Raw genomic sequence first — 25,914 nt, forward strand, 5'->3', positions numbered from 1 at the left:
GCGGCTGACGCGGCAAATCGAAGGCAGTCAGCTGCGGGAACGGCGTCCGCGTCTCCGAGGCGTGGTCAGCTCTTCCCCCAGGATCGCGTCGACCTGCTGCCCGGCACGTCGCAGCATCGCTGCCGCGAGTCCGGCCAGCGAGAGCACCGCTGTGCCGGCGATCCCGGCGGCAGCCGACTGCGACCAGGCCACCAGCAGGATCCCGAGCGCGGCCACGACCGAAGGCGCAGCGAAGGGATTGGTCAATGCCGGAGCGAGCGGGGACGAGCCCATCGGCAACCACCTTCGAACGAACACGGCATCCGACTCCACCGCGTTACCGGCTCAGTCGCGAGCGCTGTCCGTGTTGTTACGGCCTGCGCGCTGGACCTGCGGACCCGCCGCTGATGCCACGCCGGCAGAGCACTCGCCGAGGCCGGTGAGCGGCTGCCGGTGCCTGTCGACACGGTTCCGGCTCGAGAAGCCTGCAATACCGGTCCGTGGGTGTTACCGTCTGTGCCCGCGGCCACTGTCGGGGTCGCTTCATCGCTGTACGGTCGTGGAGTCGTCGTGGGCAGGGAAACGCAACACCACCAGCCGTCCGCGCAGCCGGGTCAGCGCGATGTCCTCGACGGTCTGCCGGTCACCGTCTGGGAAGCCGACGCTCGCAGCGGTGCCTATTCGTTCGTCTCCGCCGGTGCCCGGACGCTGCTGGGACGGTCGCCTGCCACCTGGCTGGGTGATCCGGCGTTCGCGCCGTCGGTCGTGCACCCCGAAGACCTCGCGCACTTCCGGCAGGCGCGCGGCAAAGCCTGGCGGCAGGAGGGCGACTACGAGATCGCCTACCGCGCGCTGACCCCGGACGGGACCGCGGTGTGGCTCGAAGAGCACGCGCGCGTGGGCTCCGACGGCGTCGTCCGCGGCGTGTGGCTGGACGCCGCGGGGCGGCGCTCGGAGGCGGAACGGCAGCGGTTCCTCGCCGGGTTCGAGCGCGGGCTGCAGGAACTGGACGACGCCGAGCAGGTCATGGAATACGCCGCCCGCCGTCTGGGGGAACACCTCGGCGCCGATCGTTGTGCCTACGCCGAGGCGGAAGAGGACCAGGACCACTTCCTGATGAGCGGCGATCACCACACCGGCCTGCCGCCGCTGCCCGGGCGCTTCGCGATGTCGGAGTTCGGGGACGGCTGCGTGCGGGCGATGCGGGCCGGCGAGTCGTGGGTCGTCGGTGACTGCTTCCACGACGAGCGCCTCGAACCGGCGGACCTGCATGCCTACCGGGTGACCGGGATCCGGGCCGTCATCTGCGTCCCGCTGCTGCGCGGCGGCCGGTTCGTCGCCGCCATGGCGGTGCACCAGGCCACGGTCCGGCCCTGGACGGACGCCGAAGTCGACCTCGTCGAACTCATCGTCGCCCGCTGCTGGGAGTCCATCCAGCGGACGCACACCGGCCGGGCGCTGCGCGACAGCGAGCAGCGCCACCGGTCGCTGGTGGAACGCGCCACCGACGCCATCTGGGTCCTCGACCGCGACCTGCGGTTCGCCGAGATCAACCCCGCGGCCTGCGCCCTGCTCGGCTACCACCGCGACCAGCTGATCGGCACGCCGATCGCCGACCTGCTCGATGACGACGGGAGCCGCCGGTGGCGGCAGCTGCTCGCCGAGCCCGGTACGGCGCTGGAAAGCGGCGAAGTGCACCACGTCCGCCGGGCCGACGGCGCCCAGGTGGCCCTGGAGCTGAGCATCCAGGTCACCCCGTCCGGGATGCAGGCGATCGGCCGGGACGTCACCGAGCGGCGCCGCCGCGAGGCGGAGCGGGAGCTGCTGCTGCGGCGGGAACACGAGATCGCCGAGACCCTGCAGCGGAGTCTGCTGCCCCGCGAGCTGCCGGCGCTGCCGCGGGTGGCCGCCGCGGCGCGCTACCTCCCCGCCGCGGTCCACGCGCAGACGGGCGGAGACTGGTACGAGCTGGTCGCGGTCGGGGAGACCACCGTCGCCCTGTCGGTCGGTGACGTCGTGGGCAAGGGCCCGCAGGCAGCGGCGGTGATGGGCCAGCTGCGCAGCGCGCTGGCCGGCAGCCTGCTCGACGGGCACGGCCCGGCGGCGGCCCTGGAACGCCTGGACGCGTTCGCCGCGCGCACCGACGGAGCCTCCGGCACGACCTGCGCGTGTCTCACGCTCGACTGGGAGACCGGCGAGCTGCGCTGGGCCGTGGCCGGGCACCCGCCACCCACCGTCGTCGAGGCCGCCGCCGCCCGGTTGCTCCCCGGCGGCGGCAGCGTGCTCGGCGGCCCGGAGCGGTCGCGATACGCGGAGCAGACGACGACGCTCAGCCCGGGCACTTCGGTGCTGCTCTACACCGACGGCCTGGTCGAACGGCGCGACGAGCGGATCGACGAGGGGCTGCAGCGCCTGTGCGCGACAGCGGCGGCGCTCGCCGCCGCGGCGCCGGAGCAGCTGGTCGCGGCGATCACCGGGACCCTGCTCGACGACGGGCAGGAAGACGACGTCGCCCTGCTCGCCATCCGGCTGCTGCCACCGCCGCTGCACCGGCGCGCGACCGCCGAACCGACGGCACTGCAGCGGCTGCGCGCCGACGCCGCGCGGTGGTCGGCGGAGACCGGGCTGCCCGCCGAACTGCACCAGGACCTGAGCCTCGCCCTCGGCGAAGCCGTGGCGAACTCCGTCGAGCACGCTTCGGCGAACGCGGTCACGTACTCGGTGACGCGGACCGCGGACGGCCGTCTCGACGTCGAGGTGCGCGACGACGGGACGTGGCGGCCCGAACCGGCCGAAAACAGCCACCGGGGCCGCGGCATCGCCATCATCACGGCGTTGTCCGAAGAGATCGCGATCGACCACGACGACCTCGGCACCACGGTCCGGTTCCGGATGGGCGCCGAGCCGGGCACCCCGTCCGAGGCCGTCGCGCCGGTGTCCGAGGTCATGGCCTCGGCGAACGTGACCGTCCACGACACGGTCCCGGACGTGCTGATCCTGAAGGTGACCGGCGACCTCGACCTGGCGACGATCGACGAGGTGCGCCCGGCGATGCTGCACCACGTCGGAGCCGCCGCGTCCCGGAAGGTGGTCGTGGACCTCACCGGGCTGCGGTACTTGAGCAGTTGCGGCGTCGCCCTGCTCCTGGACACCGCGGCGCTGACCCGGCGGCGCGGTGCGGTGCTCACGGTCCGGGCGGTCGCCGGTTCCGCTCCGCTGCGGATCCTGGAACTGGCCGGCTTGGCCGGCACGGCAACGGAAGCGCTGACTGTGGAAACTGCTTCGTGAAGGCATCGGCTCAGCGTTGCCGCCGCAGCCGACGCTGACGGCGAGGTTCTCCCGAAAGGTGTACTGGCAGAGCACCCTTCGCCCGGCTGAGCCGACTTAGGGTGACGGAGTGGACAATCGCCAGGAAATCCGCGAGTTCCTCTCCTCGCGGCGGGCCAAGATCACCCCCGAGCAAGCCGGGCTCCCCGCGGGGAGCAAGCGGCGGGTGCCGGGCCTGCGGCGCAGCGAGGTCGCCATGCTGGCCGATGTCAGCGTCGAGTACTACGCCAAGCTCGAACGCGGGAACCTCGCCGGTGTCTCGCCGTCCGTGCTCGACGCGGTCGCGCGGGCGCTGCACCTCGACGATGCCGAGCGGGCCCACCTGCTCGCTTTGGCCCGCACCGCCGATGGCACGAGCGCGATCCTGCGACGCCGGCCGAACAGCAAGCAGTGGACCCCGCGCCGCAGCCTGCAATGGGTCCTCGACGCGGTGACCGACGGACCCGCGTTCGTCCGCAACGGACGGATGGACCTGCTGGCCGCGAACCGGCTCGCGCGAGCGTTCTACTCCGAGGTCTACGCGAGCCCGCAGCAGCCGCCGAACATCGCCCGGTTCCAGTTCCTCGACCCCGCTTCCCGCCGGTTCTACCCGGACTGGGGCTTCTTCGCCGACGTCTGCGTCGAAATCCTGCACATCGAAGCCGGCCGCAATCCGCACGACAAGGGGCTGCACGACCTGGTCGGGGAACTGTCGACCCGCAGCGAGGAATTCCGCACGCGATGGGGCGCCCACAACGTCCGCCACCACGGCAGCGGATCGAAGACCTTCCACCACCCGGTCGTCGGCACGCTCACCCTCGCCTACGAAGGCCTCGAACTGGCCGCCGAGCCGGGGCTGACCCTCACCATCTACACCGCCGAACCCGGCTCGCCGTCGGATGAGGCGCTGCGGTTGCTGTCCTCCTGGGCGGCGACGCAAGAAGCCGAGGACTCCCCTGTGGACAGTCAGTAGCGCCACCACCCCACGGTGGGGTGTACCGCCGGTACACCTCTCGCCAGTGACTCGCTGCGCGCCCGAAAAGGCGGTTGTCTGGTATTCGCGAGCCGACCGGCCCGCGACCGCCACCGCAAAGGAGCCACCATGCGCGGAGCCGTCATCCACGCTCCCGGCGACGTCCGCTTCGAGCAGCTCGACGACCCGAAGATCCAGCAGCCGACCGACGCGATCATCCGCACCGTCGTCACCTGCGTGTGCGGCTCGGACCTGTGGCCCTACCGCGGCGTCGAACCGATCGGCGACCCGCACCCGATGGGCCACGAATACGTCGGCATCGTCGAAGAGGTCGGCAGCGAGGTCACGTCGGTCAAGCCCGGCCAGTTCGTGGTCGGCTCCTTCGCCACCTCCGACAACAGCTGCGCGAACTGCCGCAACGGCTGGCAGTCCGCCTGCCTGCACCGCGAATTCATGAGCACCTGCCAGGCCGACCACGTCCGCATCCCCAACGCCCAGGGCACCCTCGTCGCCACCCCCGAGCACCCGGACCAGAAGTTCCTGCCCGGCCTGCTCGCCGTCTCCGACGTCCTGGGCACCGGCTGGTACGCCGCCCTCGCCGCCGAGGTCAAGCCCGGCTCGACCGCCGTCGTGGTCGGTGACGGCGCGGTCGGGCTCTGCGGCGTCATCGCCGCCAAAGAACTCGGCGCCGGGCGCATCATCGCCATGAGCCGCCACGAATCCCGGCAAAAGCTCGCCACCCGGTTCGGCGCGACCGACATCGTCACCGAACGCGGCGACGACGGCGTCACCGCCATCAAGGACCTCACCGGCGGCATCGGCGCCGACGCCGTCCTCGAGTGCGTCGGCACCGCCGAATCCATGAAGCAGGCCCTGCACGCGACACGGCCCGGCGGCAACGTCGGATTCGTCGGCGTCCCGCACGACGTGCAGATCGCGGGCGAAGAGCTGTTCTTCTCCCACGTCGGCCTGCGCGGCGGCCCGGCGCCCGTGCGCCGCTTCCTGCCCGGCCTGATCGACCGGGTCCTCTCCGGCCGCATCGACCCGGGTCCGGTCTTCGACCTGACGCTGCCCCTGGACCAGGTCGCCGAAGGCTACCGGGCCATGGACGAGCGGCGCGCCATCAAGGCCCTGCTCACCCCCTGACCGAAGACGGAGCACGCCCGGGTCCGGGCCGCAGCGACGGCGGTGCGGCCCGGCCCGGCGACGGCTTCCCCCGCGAAAGAGAGATTCCATGCACACCGGGACCACTCCCGGCAAGCTTCCCGCCGTCGTGTGGGTGCTCGCCGCCGGCACGTTCCTGATGGGGACCACCGAGTTCGTCATCGCCGGCCTCCTGCCGGAAATCGCCGGAGACCTCGGCGTCGGCGTCTCGCGGGCCGGTCTGCTGATCACCGCCTTCGCCACCGGCATGATCATCGGCTCCCCTGCCATGGCCCTGGCCACCCTGCGGCTGCCGCGGCGCCACACCCTGGTCCTGGCGCTCGCGGTGTTCAGCCTCGGCCACGTCGTCGCGGCCCTCAGTGGCTCCTTCGCGGTCGTCCTCGCCGCCCGCGTCGTCACCGCGCTGGCGACCGGGGCGTTCTGGGCCGTCGGGTTCGTCGTCGCCACCGCCGCGGCCGGCCCGAACTCCACCCGGGCCATCGGCGTCATGATGGGCGGCCTGACCCTGGCCAACGTCATCGGCGTGCCGATCGGCTCCTTCGCCGGCCAGCTCACCGGGTGGCGCGGGCCGTTCTGGGCCCTGGCCGCGCTCTCCGCGCTCGCCGCCGCGGTCATCGGGCGGTTCATCCCCACCCGTGCACAGCACACCGAAGTGTCCGTCCGGGCCGAACTGGGGGCCCTGCGCCAGAGCCGGCTGTGGCTGGCGCTCGCCGCGGCGATGCTGATCATGGGCGGGGTCCTGGCCACCTACAGCTACCTGACCCCGTTGCTGACCGGGCGCGCCGGCATCCCGGCGGCCGTCGTCCCGCTGGCCCTCGTCGCGTTCGGCGCCGGCGCCCTCGGCGGAACCACCGCCGGCGGCCGCCTCGGCGACCGCCGCCCCATGGCCACCACCATCACCGCGGCCGGGGCCACCGCCGTGGTCCTGCTCCTGCTGATCCCGCTGTCCGCCAGTCCCGCCGCGGCCGTGGTCCTGGTCTTCCTGATGCCGCTGACCGGGTTCACCGTCAACCCCGTCGTCACCGCGCTCGCCGTCCGCTTCGCCGGCGGCGCGCCGACGCTGACCTCGGCGCTGAGCACCTCGGCGTTCAACACCGGCATCGCCGCGGGGACCGCCATCGCGGCCACCGCGCTGGACTCGCCCCTCGGGCTGGTCGGCCCACCCCTGGTCGGGGCGGTCGGCGCCGCCCTGACGCTGCTGCCCCTCGCCGCCCTCGCGACCGGTGCCCGGCGCGCGAAACGGCGGGAAGCCGACCATGAGGACGAGCAGGTGGCCGCGCTGTGCTGAGAGAGCCGACCGGCCAGTTTACGAGTGATCCACCGGCTCTGCGAGGTACTGCTGGTACACCTCTCGCCAGGGACTCCCACTTCGCGCCGGCACTTGGTTCGGTCGGCTCCATGCCCCCCGAAGATCCTCACACACCCGGCCGGCCCGAGGCGGACCCGCCGGCGGCCCACTCCCGGCGGACGTTCATCGCGGCGTCGGCGGTGGGGGGTGCCGTCGCCGTCGCCGGGCCGTCGCTGCTGGGCACCGAGCCCGCCGCGGCCGCCGCCGACGCGCCGAGCAGCCCGGTTTCCCTGACCGTCAACGGAACCCGGCACACCGTCACCGTCGACAACCGGACCTCGCTGCTGGACCTGCTGCGCGAGCACTTCGGGCTGACCGGCACGAAGAAGGGCTGCGACGCCGGTGCCTGCGGCGCGTGCACCGTCCTCGTCGACGGCCGGCGCGTCAACGGGTGCCTGACCTTGGCGGTCCGGCTCGACGGCGCGCAGGTGACCACCATCGAAGGGCTGGCGCCTCACGAAGACGGGCCGTTGCACCCGCTGCAGCAGGCGTTCATCGACCAGGACGGCTTCCAGTGCGGGTACTGCACCCCCGGCCAGATCATGTCCGGCGTCGGCTGCCTCGAGGAAGGCCACACCGGGTCGCCGGAAGAGATCCGGGAGTGGATGAGCGGCAACATCTGCCGCTGCGGCTGTTACGTCAAGATCGTCAAAGCCATCCAGCAGGCGGGGAGCTGACCCGATGGAACCCTTCGCCTACACCGAAGTGCGCGATGTCCGGGCGGCCGTCGCGGCCGGTCGGCGCGGTGGTCGCTTCATCGCCGGCGGCACGACGCTGGTCGACCTGATGCGCGAGACCGTGGAACGCCCCGGCACGCTGGTCGACATCGGCGCGCTGCCGCTCACCGCCATCTCCCCTGCCCCCGGCGGTGGCGTGCGGATCGGCGCGCTGGTGCGGATGGCCGACGCCGCCGCGGATCCGCGGGTGCGCGCCGCCTTTCCGGTGGTCTCGCAGGCGCTGGAGCTGAGCGCGTCCCCGCAGCTGCGCAACATGGCCACCATCGGCGGCAACATCATGCAGCGGACCCGCTGCCCCTACTTCCGGGACGTGACCGCCCGCTGCAACAAGCGCGCGCCCGGTTCGGGATGTGCCGCCCTCGACGGCTACAACCGGAGCCACGCGATCCTCGGCGGCTCCGAAGCGTGCGTCGCGACGCACCCCTCCGATGTCGCGGTCGCGTTCGCCGCTCTGGAGGCCAGAGTGCACCTGCAGGGACCGGACGGCGACCGCAGCGTTTCCTTCGCCGACTTCCTCCTGCGGCCGGGCAGCACTCCGGACCGGGAACAGGCCCTGCGGCCCGGTGAGCTGATCACCGCCGTCGAGCTCCCGGCACTCCCGGGCCCGCCGCGGTCGGGGTACCTCAAGGTGCGCGACCGGCAGAGCTACGAGTTCGCCCTGACCTCGGCCGCGGTCGCCCTGTCGATCCGGGACGGGGTCATCCGCGCGGCGAAGGTCGCCGCCGGCGGCGTCGGCACCGTTCCGTGGAAGCTCACCGCCGTCGAACGGCACCTGCTCGGCAAGCGGCCGTCGGACTCGCTGTGGGCCGAGGCCGCGCAGCGAGCGGCGGACGGCGCCCGTCCGTTGCGGCACAACGGTTTCAAGGTCGAGTTGCTCAAGCGCACGGTCGAACGCCAGCTGCGCGTCGTGGGAGGCACCCGATGACACAGCCCCGCATCGCCGTCGGCACCCCGCAGTCCCGGGTGGACGGACGGCTCAAGGTGACCGGGCGCGCGCTCTACGCCGCCGACCACCCGGCCGACGGCGTCCTCTACGCCGCCGTCGTCGACAGCAGCATCGGACGCGGCCGCATCACCGGCGTCGACGACCGCGCCGCCCGCGCCCACCCCGGCGTTCAGCGAGTCATCAGCCACCTCAACGCTCCTCGGCTGCCCTATCTGGACAATCCGGGCTCGAACAACCCGGCGCCGAACTCGCGGCTGCGGGGCTTCCAGGACGACCGGGTCCGGTTCTTCGGCCAGCCGGTCGCCGTCGTGGTCGCCACCAGCCACGAAGCCGCCCAGCAGGGCGCCCGCCTGGTGAAGGTCACCTACGCCGCCGAGCAGCCGCGCACCGACCTGGCCACCGCGCCCGCCGACCCGCCGTCGACCTACTCGCGCGGCGACGCCGAAACCGCGCTGAACACGGCGCCGGTCCGGCTGGACCTGGCCTACCGGACCGCCCGCAACCACCACAACCCCATGGAGCCGCACGCCACCATCGCCCAGTGGAACGGCGACCGGCTCACCGTGTGGGACAAGACCCAGTGGGTGGTGGGCGGCACGCAACAGGAACTCGCCGCCGTGTTCGGCATCCCCCAGACGTCGGTCCGGGTGATTTCGCCCTTCGTCGGCGGCGCCTTCGGCAGCGGTCTGCGGGCCTGGCCGCATACCACCATCGCCGCTTTGGCCGCTCGCGAAACGGGCCGCCCGGTCAAGCTCGTCCTCTCGCGCCGGCAGCTGTACTTCGGCACCGGCTTCCGGCCCGCGTACTCCTACCGGCTTCGGCTGGGCAGCGACCGCATCGGGCGGCTGGCCGCGATGACGCACGAGATCCGCGGCGAGACGTCCAGCTACGAGACGTTCACCGAAGCGATGCTGGCGCCGGGCCGGATGCTGTACTCCACGCCGAACGTCCGCCAGGCGTACGCGACCGTTCCGCTGGACGTCAACACCCCGATCTGGATGCGCGGCCCCGGCTACGCCTCCGCCGCCCTGGTCATCGAATCCGCGATGGACGAACTCGCGCACCGGCTCGGCATCGACCCCATCGAACTGCGCAAGCGCAACGAGCCGGCGGCCGATGAATCCACCGGGCAGCCGTTCTCCACCCGCCGGCTGCGCGAGTGCTACGACGTCGGCGCCCGGGAGTTCGGCTGGCCACGCCGCAACCCGGAGCCGCGCTCGACCCGCGACGGCGACTGGCTGATCGGCACCGGCATGGCCGCCGCGGTCTACGACACCGCCCGTGCCCCCGCCCAGGCCCACGTCCGCCTCGCCGCCGACGGCACCGCCGTCGTCCAGTCCGCGACCAGCGACATGGGCCCCGGCACCTACACCTCCATGCCCCAGGTCGCCGCCGACGCGCTCGGCCTGACCATGGACACCGTGGACTTCCGGCTCGGCGACTCCCTCATGCCGCCGACCCCGCCCCACGGCGGCTCGATGACCATGGCCAGCGTCGGCTCCGCCGTCCAGGACGGCTGCGACAAGGTCCGCCGGCAGGCGATCACCCTGGCCGTCAACGACCCGCGTTCTCCTCTGCGCGGCGTCGATCCCGGCGACGTGATCGTCCGAAAAGGACGAATGTCGGTGAAGAACGACCCCACGCGCGGGGAGACCTACCGGCAGCTGCTGGCCCGCAACGGTCGCGACCACCTCGAGGCCATCGGGTCCTGGGCCCCGCCGGAGCACGACCGGTTCTCGATGTACGGCTACGGCGCCGTGTTCGCCGAAGTCGCCGTCGACGCCCGCCTCGGCCTGATCCGCCTCCGCCGCATGCTCGGCGTCTACGACGCGGGCCGGATCGTCAACCCGAAGCTCGCCGACAGCCAGGCCCTCGGCGGCATGGTCGGGGGCATCGGCGCGGCCCTGCTGGAGCACACCGTCACCGACCCGCGCGACGGCCGCATCGTCAACGCCGACCTCGCCGGCTACCTCGTCCCCGTCAACGCCGACATCCACGACCTGCGCGCCATCTACCTCGACGGCGAAGACCGCGAAGCCGACCCTCTCGGCGTCAAAGGCCTGGCCGAACTGGTGCTGGTCGGAGTGGCCCCGGCGATCGCCAACGCCGTCTTCCACGCCACCGGCCGGCGCGTCCGCGACTTCCCCATCACCGCCGAGGCGATGCTGTGAGCGTCGTGACGGCCAGGGCGCCGAGAGTCCCGCTCAGGGGTGCCAGGTTCCGATGCCGTCGAGAAGCCGGTCGATGAGCCCGTCAGGGACCACCTCACGCTGCATCGCCGTGCGGTAGACGATCGGTCCGACCAGCATCGACACCAGATCCGCCGGCTCCGCGTCCGACTCCAGCTCCGCTCCGCCGACGGCCGACCGGACCGCCGCGTGGATCCGCTCCTGGATCGTCCTGGTCGACTCGTCACGCCGGCGTGCCATCTCCGCGTCCCAGAGCGCCGACTGCATCATGGCGAGCGACAGACCGGCCACGGCCGGGGGCATCAGCTCGTCGGCCAGCTGCCGGAGCTGCCGGTGCAGCCACGGCCGGACCGGCTTTCCGGGGTCCTTGAACAACGGCAGATCGGCGCCCTCCATCACGTCGAGCAAGAGCTGCTCGGACCGCGGCCAGTGCCGGTAGACGGTGGCCCGGCCCACGCCGGCCTCCTGGGAGACGCGCTGGTGCGTGACCGCGCCGGGCCCCTCGCTCGCCAGCAACTCTCGGGCGGCGACGAGGATCGCCTCCCGGGAACGCGCCGCGCGCGGGTCCGTCGAGTAACTCACGGTCACAGCATACGAGCCGGCCTTCCGAGACACGTTGACTCATAGATCACGTCGTGGCACAGTCGAACTTGTGAGACACCTTGTCTCACATTTCCGGCCGAGGAGCAGACTGTGCCCGATTCCCCGCACCCCACCGCGTTGATCACCGGCCGCCGGGCGGCCCGCTGCCCCTTCGAACCCGCCGCCGAGCTGACCGCGCTGCGCGAGCAACCCGAGTGGCCCGTCATCCCCCGCCACCACCCGTTCTTCGGGCAGTTCGACGCCCGCGCCGTCGCCCGCTACGACGACGTTCGCGCCGTGTTCGCGCACGAACACATCGGCGCCGACATGAACGCCGACGCCGACGCGCCGCGCACCTTGTTCAACCAGCCCGGGTTCCTGCTCGGCTACGACGGACCCGGACACCTGCGGCTGCGGCGGATGCTGGCGGGCGCTTTCACCGTCCGCCGGCTCCAGGAAATGCGGCCTCGGATCGAGAAGATCGTCGCCGAGCACCTGGACGCGATGCAGGAGTCGGGTCCGGTGGCGGATCTCGTGCAGGCGTACGCGCTGCCCATCCCCTCACTCGTGATCTGCGAACTGCTCGGCGTCCCCTACGCCGACCGCGCCGACTTCCAGCACCGCAGCGCGGTTCTGCTCGACGCCACCCGTACCCAGCAGGAACAGTTCGCCAACTACGCCGCCATGCACGCCTACATGGCCGAGCTCGTCGCCCGGTTGCGCGCCGAGCCCGGCACCGGGGTGCTCGGCGAGGTGATCGGCAAGCACGGCGACGAGATCACCGACGAGGAACTGGTCGGCTTCGGCAACCTGCTCCTCATCGCCGGGCACGAAACGACGTCGACCATGATCGCGCTCGGCGCGCTGGCCCTGCTGCAGAATCCCGGACAACTGGCCGCTGTCCGCGACGACGAAGACGTGGCGACCAGTTCGATCGAGGAACTGCTGCGTCACCTTTCCCCCGTCACCTACCTCGACCGGCGCGCCACGGCGGACGTGGACGTCAACGGTCACCGGATCGCCACCGGCGAGTGGCTGTCGCTGTCGGTCCTGGCCGCCAATCACGATCCCGCACTGGTCGGCGGGAACGCCGGGCTCGACGTGCACCGCAAACCCGTGCCCCACCTGGCCTTCGGCTTCGGCGCCCACCAGTGCCTCGGCCAGCAGCTGGCCCGCATCGAACTGAAGGCGGCACTGCCCGCGCTGCTGCGCCGGTTCCCGGAGCTGCGCCTGGCCGTGCCGTCCGAACGGATCGAGTTCCGGACCTTCTCCCCGATCCACGGCGTCACTTCACTGCCGGTGACCTGGTGACAGTGACCGCGGCAGGCCGAACGCCGGGAGCACCCCGTTCTCGAACCTCGTCATGGCGGAGATCCGGCGGCCGGCCAGCGTGAGCACGTACAGGCCCGTGCCGTGGCTGGTGCCCGACGGACCGCGCAGGTACGTGCCGAACGCCGGCTGGCCGTTGGCGCGCGTCGGGACCAGGTCGAAGCGGCGGCCGGCGCCGAACAGGCCGGCGCACAACCGGACCACCACGTCGCGGCCCTCGTACTCGAGCGGCAGCGGCGGCATCGACACGAACACGTCGTCGGTCAGCAGGGCCACCAGCGCCTCGATGTCGGCGGTTTCCCACGCCCGCACGAACTCCGCCACGATCGCGTGCTCGGCGGGTGAACCCGGCGCGGGCGCCGGTTCGCCCGGCGGGCGGCGCCGCAGCCCCGCCCGGGCGCGCTTGAGGGCGCTCTTGACCCCATCGGCCGTGGTGTCCAGCATCGCGGCCACCTCGGCCGCCGGGAAGCCGAGGACGTCGCACAGCACCAGCACGGCCAGCTGGCGCGGCGGCAGCACCTGGAGCGCGGTCACGAACGCCAGCGACACGGATTCGCTCTGCTCGTAGCGCGCCTCCGGGCCCAGCGGCGCGGCGAAGGCCCCTTCGAGGAGCGCGTCGGGAAAAGGCTCGAGCCAGACGACTTCCCCGAGCCGCGTCGGCTCGGGTGGTTCGACGCCGGGGATGTCCCACGCCTTGGCCGGGCGCCGGGCCGCCGAGCGCAGCGCGCTGAGGCACCGGTTGGTGGCGATCCGGTAGAGCCAGGTGCGGATCGACGCGCGGCCGTCGAACCCGCCGAGGCCCCGCCACGCGGACAGCAGCGTGTCCTGCAGGGCGTCCTCGGCATCCTGGAACGACCCGAGCATGCGGTAGCAGTGCACCTGCAGCTCACGGCGGTGCGGCTCGGTCAGCGCCCGGAACGCTTCGCCGTCGCCGGCCCGTGCCCTGCCGATCAGTTCGTTCCCCATCCGGCCGCCTCTCCCTGGTCGCGCTGCCATCCTGTACGGACGCCGGCGGCGGCGCGATGGGGGCGGCCGCCCCTTTCCCGGTGTCCCGGCGTCTGCCCCGGCATGGGAAAACTCATCATCAGCGAGAACGCCACCCTCGACGGCGTCGTGCAGGACCCGACCGGCGAGGAGGGGTCCGGCCGCGGCAGCTGGTTCACTTGGATCAGCGACGAGGACCGCGCCGCGTGGGCCCGGGTCGAATACGAAGAGGCGCTCGGCGCCGAGGCCCTGCTCATGGGCCGCCGGACCCACGCGTACTTCCTCGGGCGGGGGTGGGCGTCCCGCACCGGCGAGTGGGCGGACCGGTTGCGGAGCCTGCCGAAGTACGTCGTCTCCTCCTCCCCCGTCGAGGACGCCGGCTGGGGCGAGCCGACGGTCTTGGCGGGCGACGTCGTCCGGGAAGTCGCGAAGCTGAAGGAGGAGGTCAACGGGGAAATCGTCGTGTACGGCAGCGCCCGGCTCGTCCACACGCTGATCGAGCACGACCTGGCGGACGAGGTGCGGCTGATGACGTACCCGTTCGTGGTCGGCGCGGGCGAACGGCTCTTCCCCCCGACGACCGGCGTCAAGCCCGCGCGGCTGGTCGGCACGCGCACCGTCGGGACGGCCCTGGCCCTGCTGACGTACGAACTCGGCAGGCATCGTGTACGCTGAGTGGTGCCCGAGAGGTTCCGTGCGACGGCCCGCCTTCACTTACGGCGGTGGCCGCCCGGCCGGGTTCACCACCCCACTCGCGGAATCACCGGCTGCCCCTGTGCGGCCCACCCTTCTGAACCACGCCACCACCCGGTGGCGGCCACGAAAGGATCCCCGATCACCACTTCCACTGTGGACAGTGCGCTGTTCAGCCACCCCGTCGCCGAAGAGCCCCGGCCCGAAGCGCTCACCGCGCCCCAGGACCAGCGGTACGGCAGCCTGTTCCTCCAGCCGGTGTACCCGGCCGAGCCGGTCTCCGACACCGAAACGTTCCCCGGTCCGCAACGAGGACCCCGGGCGGCGAACGCGCGGACGAGCGACCCGTCGGGACGCCGCACCCGCCGATAGTCCCGCCCGACGTGGCCGATGACCGGATCGACGAGCGTGGCTCAGGCCCGGAACTGGGGTTTGCCGCCCGGGCCTGCCCCGGCGATCCAGGTCTCGCCGGCCGGTTCCGCCACCGGGACGACGGCGGCGCCCCGCCCGCAGCCGCCTACTGAGCCGGCCCCTCGGTGCCGTGCTCGCCGGCGAGTGCCCGGTACGCCGGCCGGAGCAGCTCGGCGACGTCTTCGCCGCCCGCCGTGATCGCGAACGGCGGGGCCTGGTCCAGGAGCGCGTCGACCGACGTCCGAGGCCCGTGCAACGGCGCCGCGCCGGGCAGGCCCGGGGCCTGACCGCAGTCGAAGAACGTGTCCATGACCTCGGTCAGGGCCGGAGACCGGTCGCCGGGATCGAGCGGCTCGGCCGCGATGAGCCGGTTCTTCAGCTCCTCGAGCAGCGTTTCGCGGTTCCGGCCGCGCAGAGCCAGGATGGTGAACGGGTCGTCGGCGACCCGCGCCACGAGCGCGGAGAACACCGCGTTCAAGTGGCCGCACGGCACCTCGGCGTCCGGGCAGGTGCAGTCCAGGGACACCTCCCGCGCCGACGACGGGAACAGCGGCAGCCGGACCGCCTTGAAGATCTCTTCGACGTCGCGGGGCAGCTCGCCGCTGAGCAGCAGGACCGTGGACGACGCTTTCGCGGCCAGCGCGTGGGTGATCGCCGCCCAGTCCGTCTTCCCGAACGCCGTCAGCCCGATTCTCACCTGGTGCGGGTGGTCGTCCCGCACCTCGGCTTCGACGCGGCCCGCGCCGACCTCCAAGGACACGACGCGTCCCCGGCCCTCGGCGGGCAGGAGGACACCGATCGCCGTCAACGCCCGGATGAACCGGGCCGGCCACCACGGGAGCGGCTCAGTCATCGATCGCCTCCTCCCCCAGGGTGAGCACCCCGCGCAGCGCGTCCGTGGACAGTTCGGTGAACCGGCTTTCCCCCTCGCCGACGACCATGCCCGCGAGCGCGCGTTTCCGGGTGATCAGGGTGTCGATGCGGTCCTCGATGGTGCCCGGGCAGACGAACTTCCGGACCTGGACGGTGCGGTGCTGCCCGATCCGGAACGCCCGGTCGGTGGCCTGGTTCTCCACCGCCGGGTTCCACCAGCGGTCCAGGTGCAGGACCTGGCCGGCGGCGGTCAGCGTGAGCCCGGAGCCGCCGGCCTTGAGCGAAAGCAGGAGGATCCGCGGCCCGTCGCCGGCTTGGAAGCGTTCCACGATCGCGTCTCGCGCCCCTTTTCCCAAGCCGCCGTGCAAAAACGCGACTTCGGCGCCGAGCCGGTCCGACAAATGGGGCACGAGCAGGTGACCGAATTCGGTGTACTGCGTGAAGCACAGCACCCGATCGCCCGCCGCCAGGATTTCCGCCAGGATCTCTTCGAGGCGGTTGACCTTGCCGGAGCGCTGCCCGATCGGGGACCCGTCGTGCAGCAGGTGCGCGGGGTGGTTGCAGACCTGCTTGAGCTTCGTGATCGCGGCGAGGATGTGGCCACGGCGTTTGATGCCCTGGCTGTTCTCGATCTTCTTCATCATTTCGTCGACGATCGCGCAGTACAGCGTGCCCTGTTCGCGGGTGAGCCGGTACTCCTGCCGGATTTCGAGCTTTGCCGGCAGCTCCGGGACGATCGCGGGGTCCGTCTTCACCCGGCGCAGCAGGTACGGCTGCGTGAGCCGGCGCAGGTCGGCGGCGGTGGCGGTGTCCCCGCGGCGCTCGATCGGGGCCGCGAACCGCCGGCGGAACTCGAACCTGCTGCCGAGCAATCCGGGGTTGAGCAGGTCCAGGATCGACCACAGGTCCGCCAGCCGGTTTTCGACCGGGGTGCCGGTCAGTGCGAGCCGGTGCTCGGCCGTGAACCGCCGCACCGCCTTGGCCGTCGCCGTGTCGGCGTTCTTGATGGCGTGCGCTTCGTCGAGCACCAGCCGTCGCCAGGCGAACGTCTCGAGTTCGCCGGCGTCACGGGCGGCGGTGGCGTAGGTCGTGACGACGAGGTCGGCCGCGGCGATCTGCGCGGCGAGCGCGTCCCCGTGCGCGCGGGCGCTGCCGTGGTGGGCGTGGACACGCAGGCCCGGGGCGAAGGTCGCCGCCTCGCGCTGCCACATGCCGACCAGCGACATCGGGCACAGCACCAGCGTCGGGCGGCGATCGTCCTCGGCCCGCTCGAGCGCCTCGAGCGCCAGCGTCTGGACGGTCTTGCCGAGGCCCATGTCGTCGGCCAGGCACGCACCGAGTCCCAGCGCCGACATGAACGCCAGCCAGGCGACCCCCCGCTGCTGGTAGGGGCGCAGCGTGGCGCGGAACGACGGCGGCAGCCCGACCGGCCGCAGTTCCTGCTGGACCCGCCCGGCCAGGACGTCCCCGACCCAGCCGCCGGCGCTGACGCCGGTGACCGGGAGCGGCGTCTCCCCCTCGAGGTGGGCGAGCTCCAGCAGCTCGGCCGCGGCCGGGGGCCGGGTGTGCCGGTCCGGGTCGCGGCGCAGGAACTCGAGACCGGCGCGGAGCCGGTCGGCGTCGACGCTGATCCACCGGCCCCGCAGCCGCACCAGCGAAGTCTTCGCCGCGACGAGCTTCGCCAGCTCTTCCTCGCCGATCTCGTCGTCGCCCACCGCGATCGACCAGCGGAACCCGCCCAGCTCGTCGCGGCCCACCCGGCTGCGGGTGACGACCTGCTCCGACGGCGTGCTGCGGACGGACAGCCGCAGCCCGAGCCGGCGCCGGCCGTCCCAGGTGGCCGGAAGCTGCACCTCGAACCCGGCCTCGACCAGCCGGGTCGCGCCCGAGGTGAGGAACCGCTCGGCCTCCTCGACGGTCAGGTCGTATTCGGACGGCTGGGTCCGGCGCAAGGCCGGCGCGAGCATCGGTTCCACCAGCGCGGCCCGGCCCAGTTCGGCGACGAACAGCCCTTTCGGGTCCCTGACCAGCCCGTTCGCCTCGCCCGACCAGATCTGCCCCGCCGACAGCAGCAAGCTGGCGTCGGCGGTCGCCCGCAGCAGGAACTGCAGCTGCCACTTCGTGCCGTCGCCGGTCTGGTCGTCGGGATCGTCCTCGGCCGGTCGACGCAGGGTGGTGACCTCGGCCAGCCGGAAGCACGCCCGGCCGTCGACGACAGCGGCATCGGCGGTATCGGCGACCTCGTCCCACTTCGCGACGGCGCCGGCCAGGACACCGAGCTCGGCCAGCGGCAGCTCGACGCGCGGAACGCCGCCTTGCAAAGCGGAGAGCCACACCGCGGCCGCGTCCCCGCCCCCGCGCAGGTCGACGGGCGGATCCGCGCGCGCCAGCCGGTCCCGGACCGCGGCGTCGACCAGGGCGTGGAGGGCATCGGTGACGAGCGCGCGCGGCGAGGCCCCGGTGAGCGGCGCGATCTGTTCGGCCCGCCCGACCGGCGGCATCGCGGCGACCAGCGCGTCGAACGCGACGAAATCCACGCCCTGCAGCACCGGGCGCCACCGGGCCTCCGCCGCGTCGCCCCGGCGGAGGAGCGTCGGCAGCACCCGCCCGCGCCGCACCAGGTCCCCGGCCAGGCGGGCCACCGCCCGCAGGTAGGTGACGGAAGAACCGTACGAGGCCGAGTCGTCGAGGTCCTCCAGTTCGCTCGCGTCCACGATCAAGGCCGGCACCGACCACGGCCGCAGCGACAGCACCCGCCGTTTACCACCCGCCGGCTCGGAGGAGGCCAGCGGCCGGTTCGCCCGCGACGGCAGCAGCAAGGTCGCCGACGTGGGCTTGCCGGGATGCAGAGCGGTCAGCTGCGTGCTGGAGACCGCGAACGGATGCGGAAGCGCGATCCGCGCCGAACGGCTCGCCGTGCCGGCCGGGCCTCGGTCGCGCTCCGCCCAGAGCAGCAGCCCCCGGCCCGGAGACCACAGAGCGTGCACCAAGGGCAAGGTCTGGGGCTCCTTCGTCCGGTCCGGGTCCTCCGCAGATGGTCGCACGGGCGACGCGGAGGCCGACGCCGAGACCAGGCACCGATCACCGCCAGACGGCCGTGATCCCGCCGAACACGAGCAGGATCACGGCATTGCGGAACGCCCATTGCGCCATGTGCAGCGCCTCGACCTGGCGGTTGTCACTCTGGTAGTTCTTGACCAGGGATGCCAGCAGTTCGACGGCCAGGTGCCGCGAGTAGGACGCTCCCACGGAGGGAACCAGCTCGTCCGGACCGATCTTGTGGCGTCGTCGCCGTCCGTGCACGCGTAGCGCGACCAGGATGCAGTACGCGAAGTACGCCAGGGCCAGGAGGTAGGCGATGACGAGCAGCGGGTTCCCGACACCCACCCCGAAGAGGCCCTTCTGCCCGACGGCGGTGGTCGTCAGCGAGGCGGCGATGCCGGCCGCGGCCATCAGCTGGCCCGCGCGGCTGTCGATCGAAGACAGCCGCGTCTCCTGGTCGGCCCACATCTTCCGCGCCTGTTCGAGGAGTTCGCTGTCCGGGATCCGCGGATCGTCACGGAGTTCGGCGATCCGTGTCTCGTAGCGCTCGAACAGGTGCGGCGGATTGATCACGCGGTCCTTCCGCGGCACCGGCACTACCTGCCGGAGCAGCGTGATCGGCGCGAGCCGGGCCATGCGTGCACCTCCTCGCCGAGCAGTTCGTCGACGATCAGGCGGGTGAGCGGGGTGCCGCACGCGTGTTCCAGCCAGGCCCACTGCCCGCCCGGGTTGACTTCCAGGAAGTGGTAGCGGTCTTCCGCGCGGAAGAGGTCGACCGCCGCGTACCGCAGGCCGAATGCGCCGGCCAGGTCGAGCACGAAGTCCCGGACGTCCGGCGGCAGCGTGATCTCCCGGTACTCGACGTCCTCGTCCCGGGCAAGCCGCCAGTCCACTGTGTCCGATCGGGTGGCGATCGCCACCGCGTGGCACCGGCTGCCGATGACGGTCACCCGCACGTCTTCGCCGGTCAAGCGTTCCTGGGCGCAGAACGGCGCCGTTTTCGCGGCCCTCTCGGCGCCGGAACCGGTCAAGGGGGCCGTGTACACCGACACGGGACGTCCGTCGACGGTGAACAGCCGGCCGGTGACCGGTTTGCTCACCGATGCCGGGTGGGCCAGGTGGTGGGCGCCGACGGTCCGCAGGTCGTTGGTCAGCACCGTCGCCGGAACCGGGAAGCCGAGCTGGGCCGCCAGCCGGAGCTGCCGGGCCTTGTTGGACGCCGCGGTGACCGCGTCCGGGTGGTTGAGCCACTTCGCGGGCGGCGAACAGGCGAAGACGCCGGTCAAAAGGTCGGCGGACTCATCGAGGACGTACCGGGTCGTGTCGTCGCCGGCCGGTCTGGGGAACCGGAGCCCGCGGCACCACACCCGCGCTTCGCCGCACAGCAGCGTGGACGCGTCCTGGCCGTCCAGTGTCAACGTCCCGGCGACGGGATCGAAGGCGACGGACGCGTGCTGCGGGAAGAGATCGACGTTGAATCGCCGGAACGGCACGGCACGACGGCGCAGCTCGAGGGCGACGAGGTCGTCGGCCCGGTCCGTCGTCCGGCTGATCAGGTACACCGCCGGGGGCGGCATTTCAGTCTTCGTTCCCCTCGATCGTGTCGGTCTTCAGGTGGCTGAGCGCGGACTGCGCCACAGGCCGGCCCCCGTGCACCCACACTTGCAAGTCGGCCGAGTAGTGCCCCGGCTCCGCGGCCGGGCGGACCTCGGCGAGACCGGCGAACGCCGGTCCGGAGTCACGCAGGATGTCGAGCGGGCTGGCAGGCATCATGCTCCCCTTGTCGGCTGTCCCCTTCGCGGCAGAATCGCCGGGGCACCGACCACCGTTACAGCGCGGGCGGCGATCGGTGTCGTGCGGCTGAGGATCCGACGGACAACAGCGGTGCACGCCAGTACGACTGGACGACTCTCGACTTGGCGCGGTTGCGCCGATACGCCAGGCGAGTGGCAGCCGAAAGCAAGGTCACCCCGAAACGGAGGCTTCTCCGCCAGGTGACGAAGTCGGTCCCCGCGACCGAAACGCGACGCGCGGGCGGCCGCAGGGCGAAGTACTGGGGCAACCGGGAAGCGGGCCCGCGAGTTCGCCACGCCAAAGGAGCAGGGCTGTCGGTCGCGCTCGAGGCGCTGTTGCCGTAGCACCCTCCGTGCGCGCACAGCTGGCCGGAGCCACCACGGCCAAGCCCGGTCCTCGGTGAGGTGGAACTGAAACCGGCCGGGACGGCAAAAAGGGAGCATGACACCACTGCGGTCCGCAAGGGGGAACGACCGGTTGCCGCCGGCCGGTCCCGTCGCGGACGTCACCGATGCCGAGCTGATCGCCGGCGATGCCGAGACCTTCGGTGTGCTGTTCGACCGGCACGCCCGCCCGCTGCATCGGTACTGTGCCGCCAGAGTCGGACCGGAGGTCGCCGAAGACCTGGTCTCCGAGACGTTCTGCCTGGCCTTCCGGCAGCGTGACCGCTACGACCCCAGCCACTCCGGGGCACTGCCGTGGCTGTACGGCATCGCGACCAACGTGGTCCGGCGCCGCCACCGGCAGGAGTCGACGCGGTACCGGACGATGGCCCGGGCGGGCGGCACCGACGTCAGTTCCGACGACCCCGCGCAACAGGCGATCAACCGGATCCACGCCGGCGGTTACGCGCGGCTGATCACCGGGATCCTCGCCGAGATGCCCCGCAGGCAACGGGACGTGCTGCTGCTCTACGCGTTGGCGGACCTCGGCTACGAGGAGATCGCGACCGCGCTCTCCGTACCGGTCGGCACGGTGCGCTCGACCCTGCACCGCGCGAGGAAACGCTTGCAGGCCGCCCTGCCCGACCACGCCCGTCCCCAGGCTCCCGGAGAGACGATCCGATGACCCAGCAGCAAGCCCCCGGCGACAGCCGCGACCTCGAACTGCTTCGTTCCGCTTTCCCGGCTCCCGAACTGTCCGCCGAAAGCCTGGCCCGGATGCGTGCCCGCGCCTTCGGCCAGCTGCACTCCCGGGTCACGCGGCGGACGCCCCGCCACGGTGGCCTCGCGCTGGCCGCCGCCGTGGTCACCGTGGTCGCCGGGGCCGGGATCACCGCGGTCGCGGTGCTGCCCGCGGGACGCACGACCCCGCCGGGCGCCGTCAGCCCGGCTGCTCCCGCGCCACTCGTCGGGGCGGAGACGTCGGCGCGGGACACCCTGGTGGTCCTCGCCGCGCACACCTCGGGGCTCCGGCCGCTGTCGATCCGCGCCGATCAGTTCGTGTACTCGCACGACCGCGGGCAGATCGTCAACGAAATCGTCCTCAACCGGGGCCCGGACGGGCAATTCACCGAGTACGGGGACGAGGACGTGGCCCGGGTGCGGTCCGCGTCCGAGTCCGAGCTGTGGCTGGCCGCGGACGGCCTGCGGACGGTGCGCCGCAAGACGACGACCGACATCGACGCCCGTCCGTTGACCGACCAGGATGCGCGGAAGCTCGCCGAGCGGGGCCGGGCCCTGCCCACCCCGCACACGCTCGTGTTCCCGGATCCGGATGCCCACGGCGATCCGAAGCGCGCAGAACCGCCCGCTGCCACCGAACCGGGCGTGGGCCACCCGACGTTGTCCTGGGTGGCGAACCTGCCCACCGACCCCCGGCGGCTGCTCGACGTGTTCCGCGCGGCGGCGGGCTCGAACCCGAAGCACAGCGACGACTACCTCACGTACAAGACCGCCGTGTCCTTCGCGGCCAGGGCGGACGCGCTGCTGCCCCCCGGCGTGCGCACGGCGCTGTACCAGGCCATCGCCCTGTTGCCGGGCATCGAGCGGACGCCCGGGCAGATCGATTTCGCCGGCCGCGGCGGGGTGGCCGTCGGGCGCACCGACGAGGGCGTCCGCACGGAAATCATCCTCGACCCGGTGAGCTCCCGGGTTCTCGGCACCAGGACGGTCGCGGCCGGCCGCGCCGGGGTGCCGGCCGGCACGGTGCTCGGCTGGTCCACCAACGACCAGCTCGTGGTCGACGCGGTGGGGGCGACCTCGTGACGACGGGACGATTCCGGTTCGCCGCCATGACGGTGGCGCTGACACTGTCCACGCTGGTCTCGCCCGCGGCGGCGGCGATCGCCGCCGCCGAAGCCGGGCCGCCACCCGCCGGCCGCACGGTCACCCTCGTCACCGGTGATCAGGTGACGCTCACCGGGCGTGACCAGGTCCGGGTGCGCCGTGCTCCCGGCCGCGAGAACATCGGCTTCCGGCAACGGCTCGACGAGCGCGGCGACGTCACCGTCGTGCCGGACGACGCCCGGGAGCTGATCGACGCGGGACAGCTCGACAGCCGGCTGTTCGACATCTCGCTGCTCGTCGGCAACGGCTACGACGACAGCGCCAGGAAAGACGTGCCGCTGATCGTCACCCGCAGCAGTGACCGGGCCGGGCTCGCCCGGCCCCTCGCCGCGACCACCGGCGCCCACGTCCTGCCCAGCGTCGACGGGACGGCGGTACGGGCGGACAAGAAGTCCGTCTCGGCGGTGTGGGCGGACGTGCGTTCGCGGCCCGCCGACGTCCGGCGTGTCTCCCTCGACGGCCCAGTGCGGGCCGATCTCGACCACAGCGTGCCCCAGATCGGCGCTCCACAGGCGTGGCGAGCCGGGTACACCGGCGCCGGGACGACGGTGGCGGTGCTCGACAGCGGGATCGATGCCGGCCACCCGGATCTGGCGGACGCGGTCGCCGGCGCCCGCGACTTCACCGGCAGCCCCGGCGGCACCGACGACAGGTACGGGCACGGCACGCACGTCGCGTCGATCGTCACCGGCAGTGGCGCCGCGTCCGGCGGTGCGTACCAGGGGGTCGCGCCCGATACCCGGCTGCTGGTGGGCAAGGTGCTCGACGACAGCGGTGACGGCACCGAATCCGGGATCATCGCGGGGATGGAGTGGGCGGCCGCGGCCGGCGCCAAGATCGTCACCATGAGCCTCGGCGGGCCGGCCGGCGGGGGCAAGGGCGGGGATCTGCTCTCGGCCGCGGTGAACCGCCTGACGGCGCAGTCAGGCGCGTTGTTCGTCGTCGCCGCCGGGAACAACGGCCCGAACGGGGCCCTCACCAGCCCGGGAATCGCCGACGCGGCCCTGACCGTCGGGGCGGTGGACCGTGAGGACGAGCTGGCCGATTTTTCGAGCCGCGGCCCGCGGCCGGGTGATGGAGCGATCAAGCCCGATCTGACCGCACCCGGGGTCGCCATCGTCGCCGCCCGCGCGGCGAACGGGCGGATCGGCACGCCGGCGGCGGAGAAGTACGTCTCGCTGTCCGGCACGTCGATGGCGGTTCCCCACGTGGCCGGCGCGGCCGCGCTGCTCGCGGGCGAGCACCCGGACTGGCCCGCCGCCCGGTTGAAGTCGGGATTGATGAACAGCGCGAAGCCCCGTGACGGCCTGTCGGTCTACCAGCAGGGCGCGGGCCGGGTCGACGTCGCCCGGGCAGCCGGCCAGCCGGTGCAGGCCGCCCCGGGCAGTCTTTCCCTCGGGGTGGCGCGGTGGCCGCACACCGACGATCGGCCGCTGACCGCCACCGTCACCTACCAGAACAGCGGGTCCGTGCCGGTCACCCTGGACCTGGGCACCGATGTCCGCGACAGCACGGGCAAGAGGGCTCCGGACGGGATGTTCACCGTCTCCCCCAGCCGGCTGACGGTGCCCGCCGGCGGAGAGGCCGCGGCCACGTTCGCCGCTGACACCGCAGTCGACAGCCCGGACGGGACCTACGGCGGGGTCCTCGTCGCCGTCGGTGCCGGCAGCACGGTGCGGACGCCGGTCGGGGTCCAGCGTGAGGCGGAGAGCTACGACGTCAAGCTGACCTTCGTCGACTGGCAGGGCAATCCCGCGGCCCGGAGCAACAACTACTGGTTCGTCGACCTCGATCGCCCCCAGGGCTACTCCGGAAACCTCGGGGGTGTCTCCTCGGCGGTGGTCCGCCTGCCACGAGGCCGCTACTTCCTCCTGACCGACGTCTTCGGGCGGAACGCCGCCGGTGAACTGATCGCCGCGCACTTCCCCGAACCCGAGATCACCGTGCAGGCGGACGGGGAGCTGACGTTCGACGCGCGAACGGCCGAGCCCGCCGGGATGGTCGTCGATCGCCCCGATGCCGCGGACGGGGAGTCGACCTTGACCTTCGAACGCGCCATCCCGACCGGCACGACGTGGGCCCGGAACTCCGGGGCGTTCGGCCGGACGTGGGTACGTCCCTCGACGACGACGGCGAAGGGCTTCACCTACACCGCGGAAGCGCTCCTCGCCCGGCCCGACGGGCAAGGCGGCTTCGGCAACAGCCCGTACCTCTACCACCTCCGGTGGTCCGAGCAGGGCAAGGTGCCCACCGGGCTGGTGCGGCGCTTCGCCGATCGCGACCTGGCTTCCGTGCGGTCGGAGCACTCGAGCACCGGTCCCGGTCAAACGGGCACCCGAGACTCGATGGTGACGGCCGCCCTTCCCTTCACGCTCCAGGAGTACTACAGCCCGGACACGCCGTGGGAGAGCTACTTCGACCAGTCCACGGGCGACGAGTACCAGACCTCCGCCCAGAGCGTGCCGAAGACGTACCGGCGTGGTCGGTCCGTGGTCGAACGGTGGAACTCGGGGGTCTTCGGGCCGTCGTTCCCGCAGTACCCGGGTGATCCCGCGAAGTGGGCGAGCCGGCTGGGCGACACGGCGGACTTCGACCTGTGGTTGCTGAGCGACCGGGGCGAAGGCCACTACGGCCAGGCGGCGAACGCGGAGTCGGGCACCACCGCGCTCTACCGTGACGGCCGGCAGCTCGCCGGGTACCCGTGGGCCGGCCGCAGCGAATTCACGCTGCCGCCGGAAGAAGCCGCCTACCGGCTGCACACCGAGTCCGTCCGCAACGGTCCGGCGGATCTGTCCACCACGGTCAGCGCCGACTGGACCTTCCGGTCCGGGCACGTCGCGGGCGCCGGAGCCGAACCGCTGCCGCTGATGGCCGTGCGGTTCGCGCCCGCGCTGGACGACCGGAACCAGGCCCCGGCCGGCACCGGCTTCCTGGTACCGGTGTACCTCCAGCACACCGACCAGCAGGCCGCGCTGACGGAGCCGGTGGTCCAGGTGTCCTACGACGACGGGAAGACCTGGCTGCCGGCACCGCTCCTGCGCGCCGGCGACCATTGGCTCGCCCAGCTGTGGCACCCGGCTCAGGGCGCGTTCGTGTCGTTCAAGGCAACGGCGGCGGACCGGAAGGGGAACACGGTCGCCCAGACCATCATCCGTGCCTACCGCTTGAGGTAGCACTCGCGCAGCAGGCCGGCATCGGCTGGAACCGCCTGCCCACCGCACTGTTCGGCGCGTCCGGTGCCACCTGCCGGCGGCGGCTGAACGGTCAGGCCGCCGG

General features: G+C 72.5%; 21 protein-coding genes. 13 read left to right on the forward strand and 8 right to left on the reverse strand.

Translation table 11 applies throughout. The features are described from left to right. Positions 1-27: 27 nt before the first annotated feature. The gene (locus QRY02_RS15510) at positions 28-273 is read right to left on the reverse strand and encodes a hypothetical protein (protein ID WP_285992223.1); all 246 of its coding nucleotides are present in this window, start codon (positions 271-273) and stop codon (positions 28-30) included. Between the two features lie 276 nt (positions 274-549). Here QRY02_RS15510 and QRY02_RS15515 point away from each other — a divergent pair, with 276 nt between their 5' ends. The 7 genes from QRY02_RS15515 to QRY02_RS15545 all read left to right on the forward strand — a co-directional run bounded on the left by QRY02_RS15515 (position 550) and on the right by QRY02_RS15545 (position 10,624). Then, positions 550-3,267 (forward strand): SpoIIE family protein phosphatase, encoded by a 2,718-nt coding sequence (locus QRY02_RS15515; protein ID WP_285992224.1) that lies wholly within the window; start codon positions 550-552, stop codon positions 3,265-3,267. A gap of 109 nt (positions 3,268-3,376) precedes the next feature. Further along, on the forward strand, positions 3,377-4,258 hold the full coding sequence (locus QRY02_RS15520) for a helix-turn-helix transcriptional regulator (protein ID WP_285992225.1): 882 nt from the start codon (positions 3,377-3,379) through the stop codon (positions 4,256-4,258). 129 nt (positions 4,259-4,387) lie between these two features. After that, positions 4,388-5,404 carry a zinc-dependent alcohol dehydrogenase family protein gene (locus tag QRY02_RS15525; RefSeq protein ID WP_285992226.1) on the forward strand — a complete coding sequence of 339 codons (1,017 nt, stop codon included), beginning with the start codon at positions 4,388-4,390 and terminating at the stop codon, positions 5,402-5,404. A gap of 88 nt (positions 5,405-5,492) precedes the next feature. Beyond that, complete coding sequence (locus QRY02_RS15530; RefSeq protein ID WP_285992227.1) at positions 5,493-6,710, forward strand: MFS transporter; 1,218 nt, start codon at positions 5,493-5,495, stop codon at positions 6,708-6,710. 110 nt (positions 6,711-6,820) lie between these two features. After that, entirely contained in the window at positions 6,821-7,447 is a 627-nt protein-coding gene (locus QRY02_RS15535) for a (2Fe-2S)-binding protein (RefSeq protein ID WP_353069130.1), read from the forward strand. Positions 7,448-7,451: 4 nt separating this feature from the next. Next, on the forward strand, positions 7,452-8,432 hold the full coding sequence (locus QRY02_RS15540; RefSeq protein WP_285992228.1) for an FAD binding domain-containing protein: 981 nt from the start codon (positions 7,452-7,454) through the stop codon (positions 8,430-8,432). Then, positions 8,429-10,624 carry a xanthine dehydrogenase family protein molybdopterin-binding subunit gene (locus QRY02_RS15545; protein ID WP_285992229.1) on the forward strand — a complete coding sequence of 732 codons (2,196 nt, stop codon included), beginning with the start codon at positions 8,429-8,431 and terminating at the stop codon, positions 10,622-10,624. The genes QRY02_RS15540 and QRY02_RS15545 overlap by 4 nt, the downstream gene beginning before the upstream one ends. Before the next feature lie 33 nt (positions 10,625-10,657). Here the strand turns inward: QRY02_RS15545 and QRY02_RS15550 are convergent, their stop codons facing one another. Next, positions 10,658-11,224, reverse strand: a complete 567-nt coding sequence (locus QRY02_RS15550) for a TetR/AcrR family transcriptional regulator (protein WP_285992230.1) — start codon at positions 11,222-11,224, stop codon at positions 10,658-10,660. Between the two features lie 111 nt (positions 11,225-11,335). Between QRY02_RS15550 and QRY02_RS15555 the strand changes: the two genes are divergently transcribed. Then, positions 11,336-12,535 carry a cytochrome P450 gene (locus QRY02_RS15555; RefSeq protein WP_285992231.1) on the forward strand — a complete coding sequence of 400 codons (1,200 nt, stop codon included), beginning with the start codon at positions 11,336-11,338 and terminating at the stop codon, positions 12,533-12,535. Here the strand turns inward: QRY02_RS15555 and QRY02_RS15560 are convergent. Beyond that, positions 12,515-13,519 carry a sigma-70 family RNA polymerase sigma factor gene (locus QRY02_RS15560; RefSeq protein ID WP_285992232.1) on the reverse strand — a complete coding sequence of 335 codons (1,005 nt, stop codon included), beginning with the start codon at positions 13,517-13,519 and terminating at the stop codon, positions 12,515-12,517. The two genes, QRY02_RS15555 and QRY02_RS15560, sit on opposite strands and share 21 nt — an antisense overlap. Before the next feature lie 102 nt (positions 13,520-13,621). On the opposite strand from QRY02_RS15560, the gene QRY02_RS15565 reads away from it, so the two are divergent. Beyond that, on the forward strand, positions 13,622-14,212 hold the full coding sequence (locus tag QRY02_RS15565) for a dihydrofolate reductase family protein (RefSeq protein ID WP_285992233.1): 591 nt from the start codon (positions 13,622-13,624) through the stop codon (positions 14,210-14,212). A 135-nt stretch (positions 14,213-14,347) separates the two neighbouring features. Continuing rightward, positions 14,348-14,602, forward strand: coding sequence for a hypothetical protein (locus QRY02_RS15570; protein WP_285992234.1), 255 nt, complete (start codon positions 14,348-14,350; stop codon positions 14,600-14,602). Between the two features lie 145 nt (positions 14,603-14,747). On the opposite strand, the gene QRY02_RS15575 is transcribed toward QRY02_RS15570, so the two are convergent. From QRY02_RS15575 to QRY02_RS15595, 5 genes are all read right to left on the reverse strand, one after another. Then, complete coding sequence (locus QRY02_RS15575) at positions 14,748-15,494, reverse strand: SWIM zinc finger family protein (protein WP_285992235.1); 747 nt, start codon at positions 15,492-15,494, stop codon at positions 14,748-14,750. Further along, positions 15,487-18,510: a DEAD/DEAH box helicase gene (locus QRY02_RS15580; protein WP_285992236.1), complete on the reverse strand. Its 3,024-nt coding sequence runs from the start codon at positions 18,508-18,510 to the stop codon at positions 15,487-15,489. Before QRY02_RS15580 ends, QRY02_RS15575 begins: the two co-directional genes overlap by 8 nt. Positions 18,511-18,595: 85 nt before the next feature. Continuing rightward, the gene (locus tag QRY02_RS15585; RefSeq protein WP_285992237.1) at positions 18,596-19,192 is read right to left on the reverse strand and encodes a hypothetical protein; all 597 of its coding nucleotides are present in this window, start codon (positions 19,190-19,192) and stop codon (positions 18,596-18,598) included. Beyond that, a complete protein-coding gene (locus QRY02_RS15590; RefSeq protein ID WP_285992238.1) occupies positions 19,153-20,133 on the reverse strand; it encodes an MvdC/MvdD family ATP grasp protein in 981 nt (326 codons plus the stop codon). The genes QRY02_RS15585 and QRY02_RS15590 overlap by 40 nt, the downstream gene beginning before the upstream one ends. Before the next feature lies 1 nt (position 20,134). Beyond that, positions 20,135-20,326, reverse strand: a complete 192-nt coding sequence (locus QRY02_RS15595) for a hypothetical protein (RefSeq protein ID WP_285992239.1) — start codon at positions 20,324-20,326, stop codon at positions 20,135-20,137. Between the two features lie 465 nt (positions 20,327-20,791). On the opposite strand from QRY02_RS15595, the gene QRY02_RS15600 reads away from it, so the two are divergent. The 3 genes from QRY02_RS15600 to QRY02_RS15610 are packed head-to-tail and all read left to right on the forward strand — an operon-like array spanning position 20,792 to position 25,811. Continuing rightward, positions 20,792-21,418: an RNA polymerase sigma factor gene (locus tag QRY02_RS15600; RefSeq protein ID WP_285992240.1), complete on the forward strand. Its 627-nt coding sequence runs from the start codon at positions 20,792-20,794 to the stop codon at positions 21,416-21,418. Further along, the gene (locus tag QRY02_RS15605) at positions 21,415-22,557 is read left to right on the forward strand and encodes a CU044_5270 family protein (protein ID WP_285992241.1); all 1,143 of its coding nucleotides are present in this window, start codon (positions 21,415-21,417) and stop codon (positions 22,555-22,557) included. The genes QRY02_RS15600 and QRY02_RS15605 overlap by 4 nt, the downstream gene beginning before the upstream one ends. Next, entirely contained in the window at positions 22,554-25,811 is a 3,258-nt protein-coding gene (locus QRY02_RS15610; protein WP_285992242.1) for a S8 family serine peptidase, read from the forward strand. Before QRY02_RS15605 ends, QRY02_RS15610 begins: the two co-directional genes overlap by 4 nt. The last annotated feature ends 103 nt before the right edge of the window (positions 25,812-25,914 follow it).

Origin of the sequence: Amycolatopsis sp. DG1A-15b (genome assembly GCF_030285645.1) — a bacterium.
Taxonomy (GTDB): Bacteria; Actinomycetota; Actinomycetes; order Mycobacteriales; family Pseudonocardiaceae; genus Amycolatopsis.

Bases quoted from the DNA above. Each gene is read 5' to 3' on its own strand.
- QRY02_RS15530 (WP_285992227.1), top strand. From the start codon at position 5,493: ATGCACACCGGGACCACTCCCGGCAAGCTTCCCGCCGTCGTGTGGGTG.
- QRY02_RS15590 (WP_285992238.1), bottom strand. From the start codon at position 20,133: ATGCCGCCCCCGGCGGTGTACCTGATCAGCCGGACGACGGACCGGGCC.
- QRY02_RS15525 (WP_285992226.1), top strand. From the start codon at position 4,388: ATGCGCGGAGCCGTCATCCACGCTCCCGGCGACGTCCGCTTCGAGCAG.
- QRY02_RS15560 (WP_285992232.1), bottom strand. From the start codon at position 13,519: ATGGGGAACGAACTGATCGGCAGGGCACGGGCCGGCGACGGCGAAGCG.
- QRY02_RS15585 (WP_285992237.1), bottom strand. From the start codon at position 19,192: ATGGCCCGGCTCGCGCCGATCACGCTGCTCCGGCAGGTAGTGCCGGTG.
- QRY02_RS15540 (WP_285992228.1), top strand. From the start codon at position 7,452: ATGGAACCCTTCGCCTACACCGAAGTGCGCGATGTCCGGGCGGCCGTC.
- QRY02_RS15510 (WP_285992223.1), bottom strand. From the start codon at position 273: ATGGGCTCGTCCCCGCTCGCTCCGGCATTGACCAATCCCTTCGCTGCG.
- QRY02_RS15605 (WP_285992241.1), top strand. From the start codon at position 21,415: ATGACCCAGCAGCAAGCCCCCGGCGACAGCCGCGACCTCGAACTGCTT.
- QRY02_RS15565 (WP_285992233.1), top strand. From the start codon at position 13,622: ATGGGAAAACTCATCATCAGCGAGAACGCCACCCTCGACGGCGTCGTG.
- QRY02_RS15545 (WP_285992229.1), top strand. From the start codon at position 8,429: ATGACACAGCCCCGCATCGCCGTCGGCACCCCGCAGTCCCGGGTGGAC.
- QRY02_RS15600 (WP_285992240.1), top strand. From the start codon at position 20,792: ATGACACCACTGCGGTCCGCAAGGGGGAACGACCGGTTGCCGCCGGCC.
- QRY02_RS15575 (WP_285992235.1), bottom strand. From the start codon at position 15,494: ATGACTGAGCCGCTCCCGTGGTGGCCGGCCCGGTTCATCCGGGCGTTG.
- QRY02_RS15595 (WP_285992239.1), bottom strand. From the start codon at position 20,326: ATGCCTGCCAGCCCGCTCGACATCCTGCGTGACTCCGGACCGGCGTTC.
- QRY02_RS15535 (WP_353069130.1), top strand. From the start codon at position 6,821: ATGCCCCCCGAAGATCCTCACACACCCGGCCGGCCCGAGGCGGACCCG.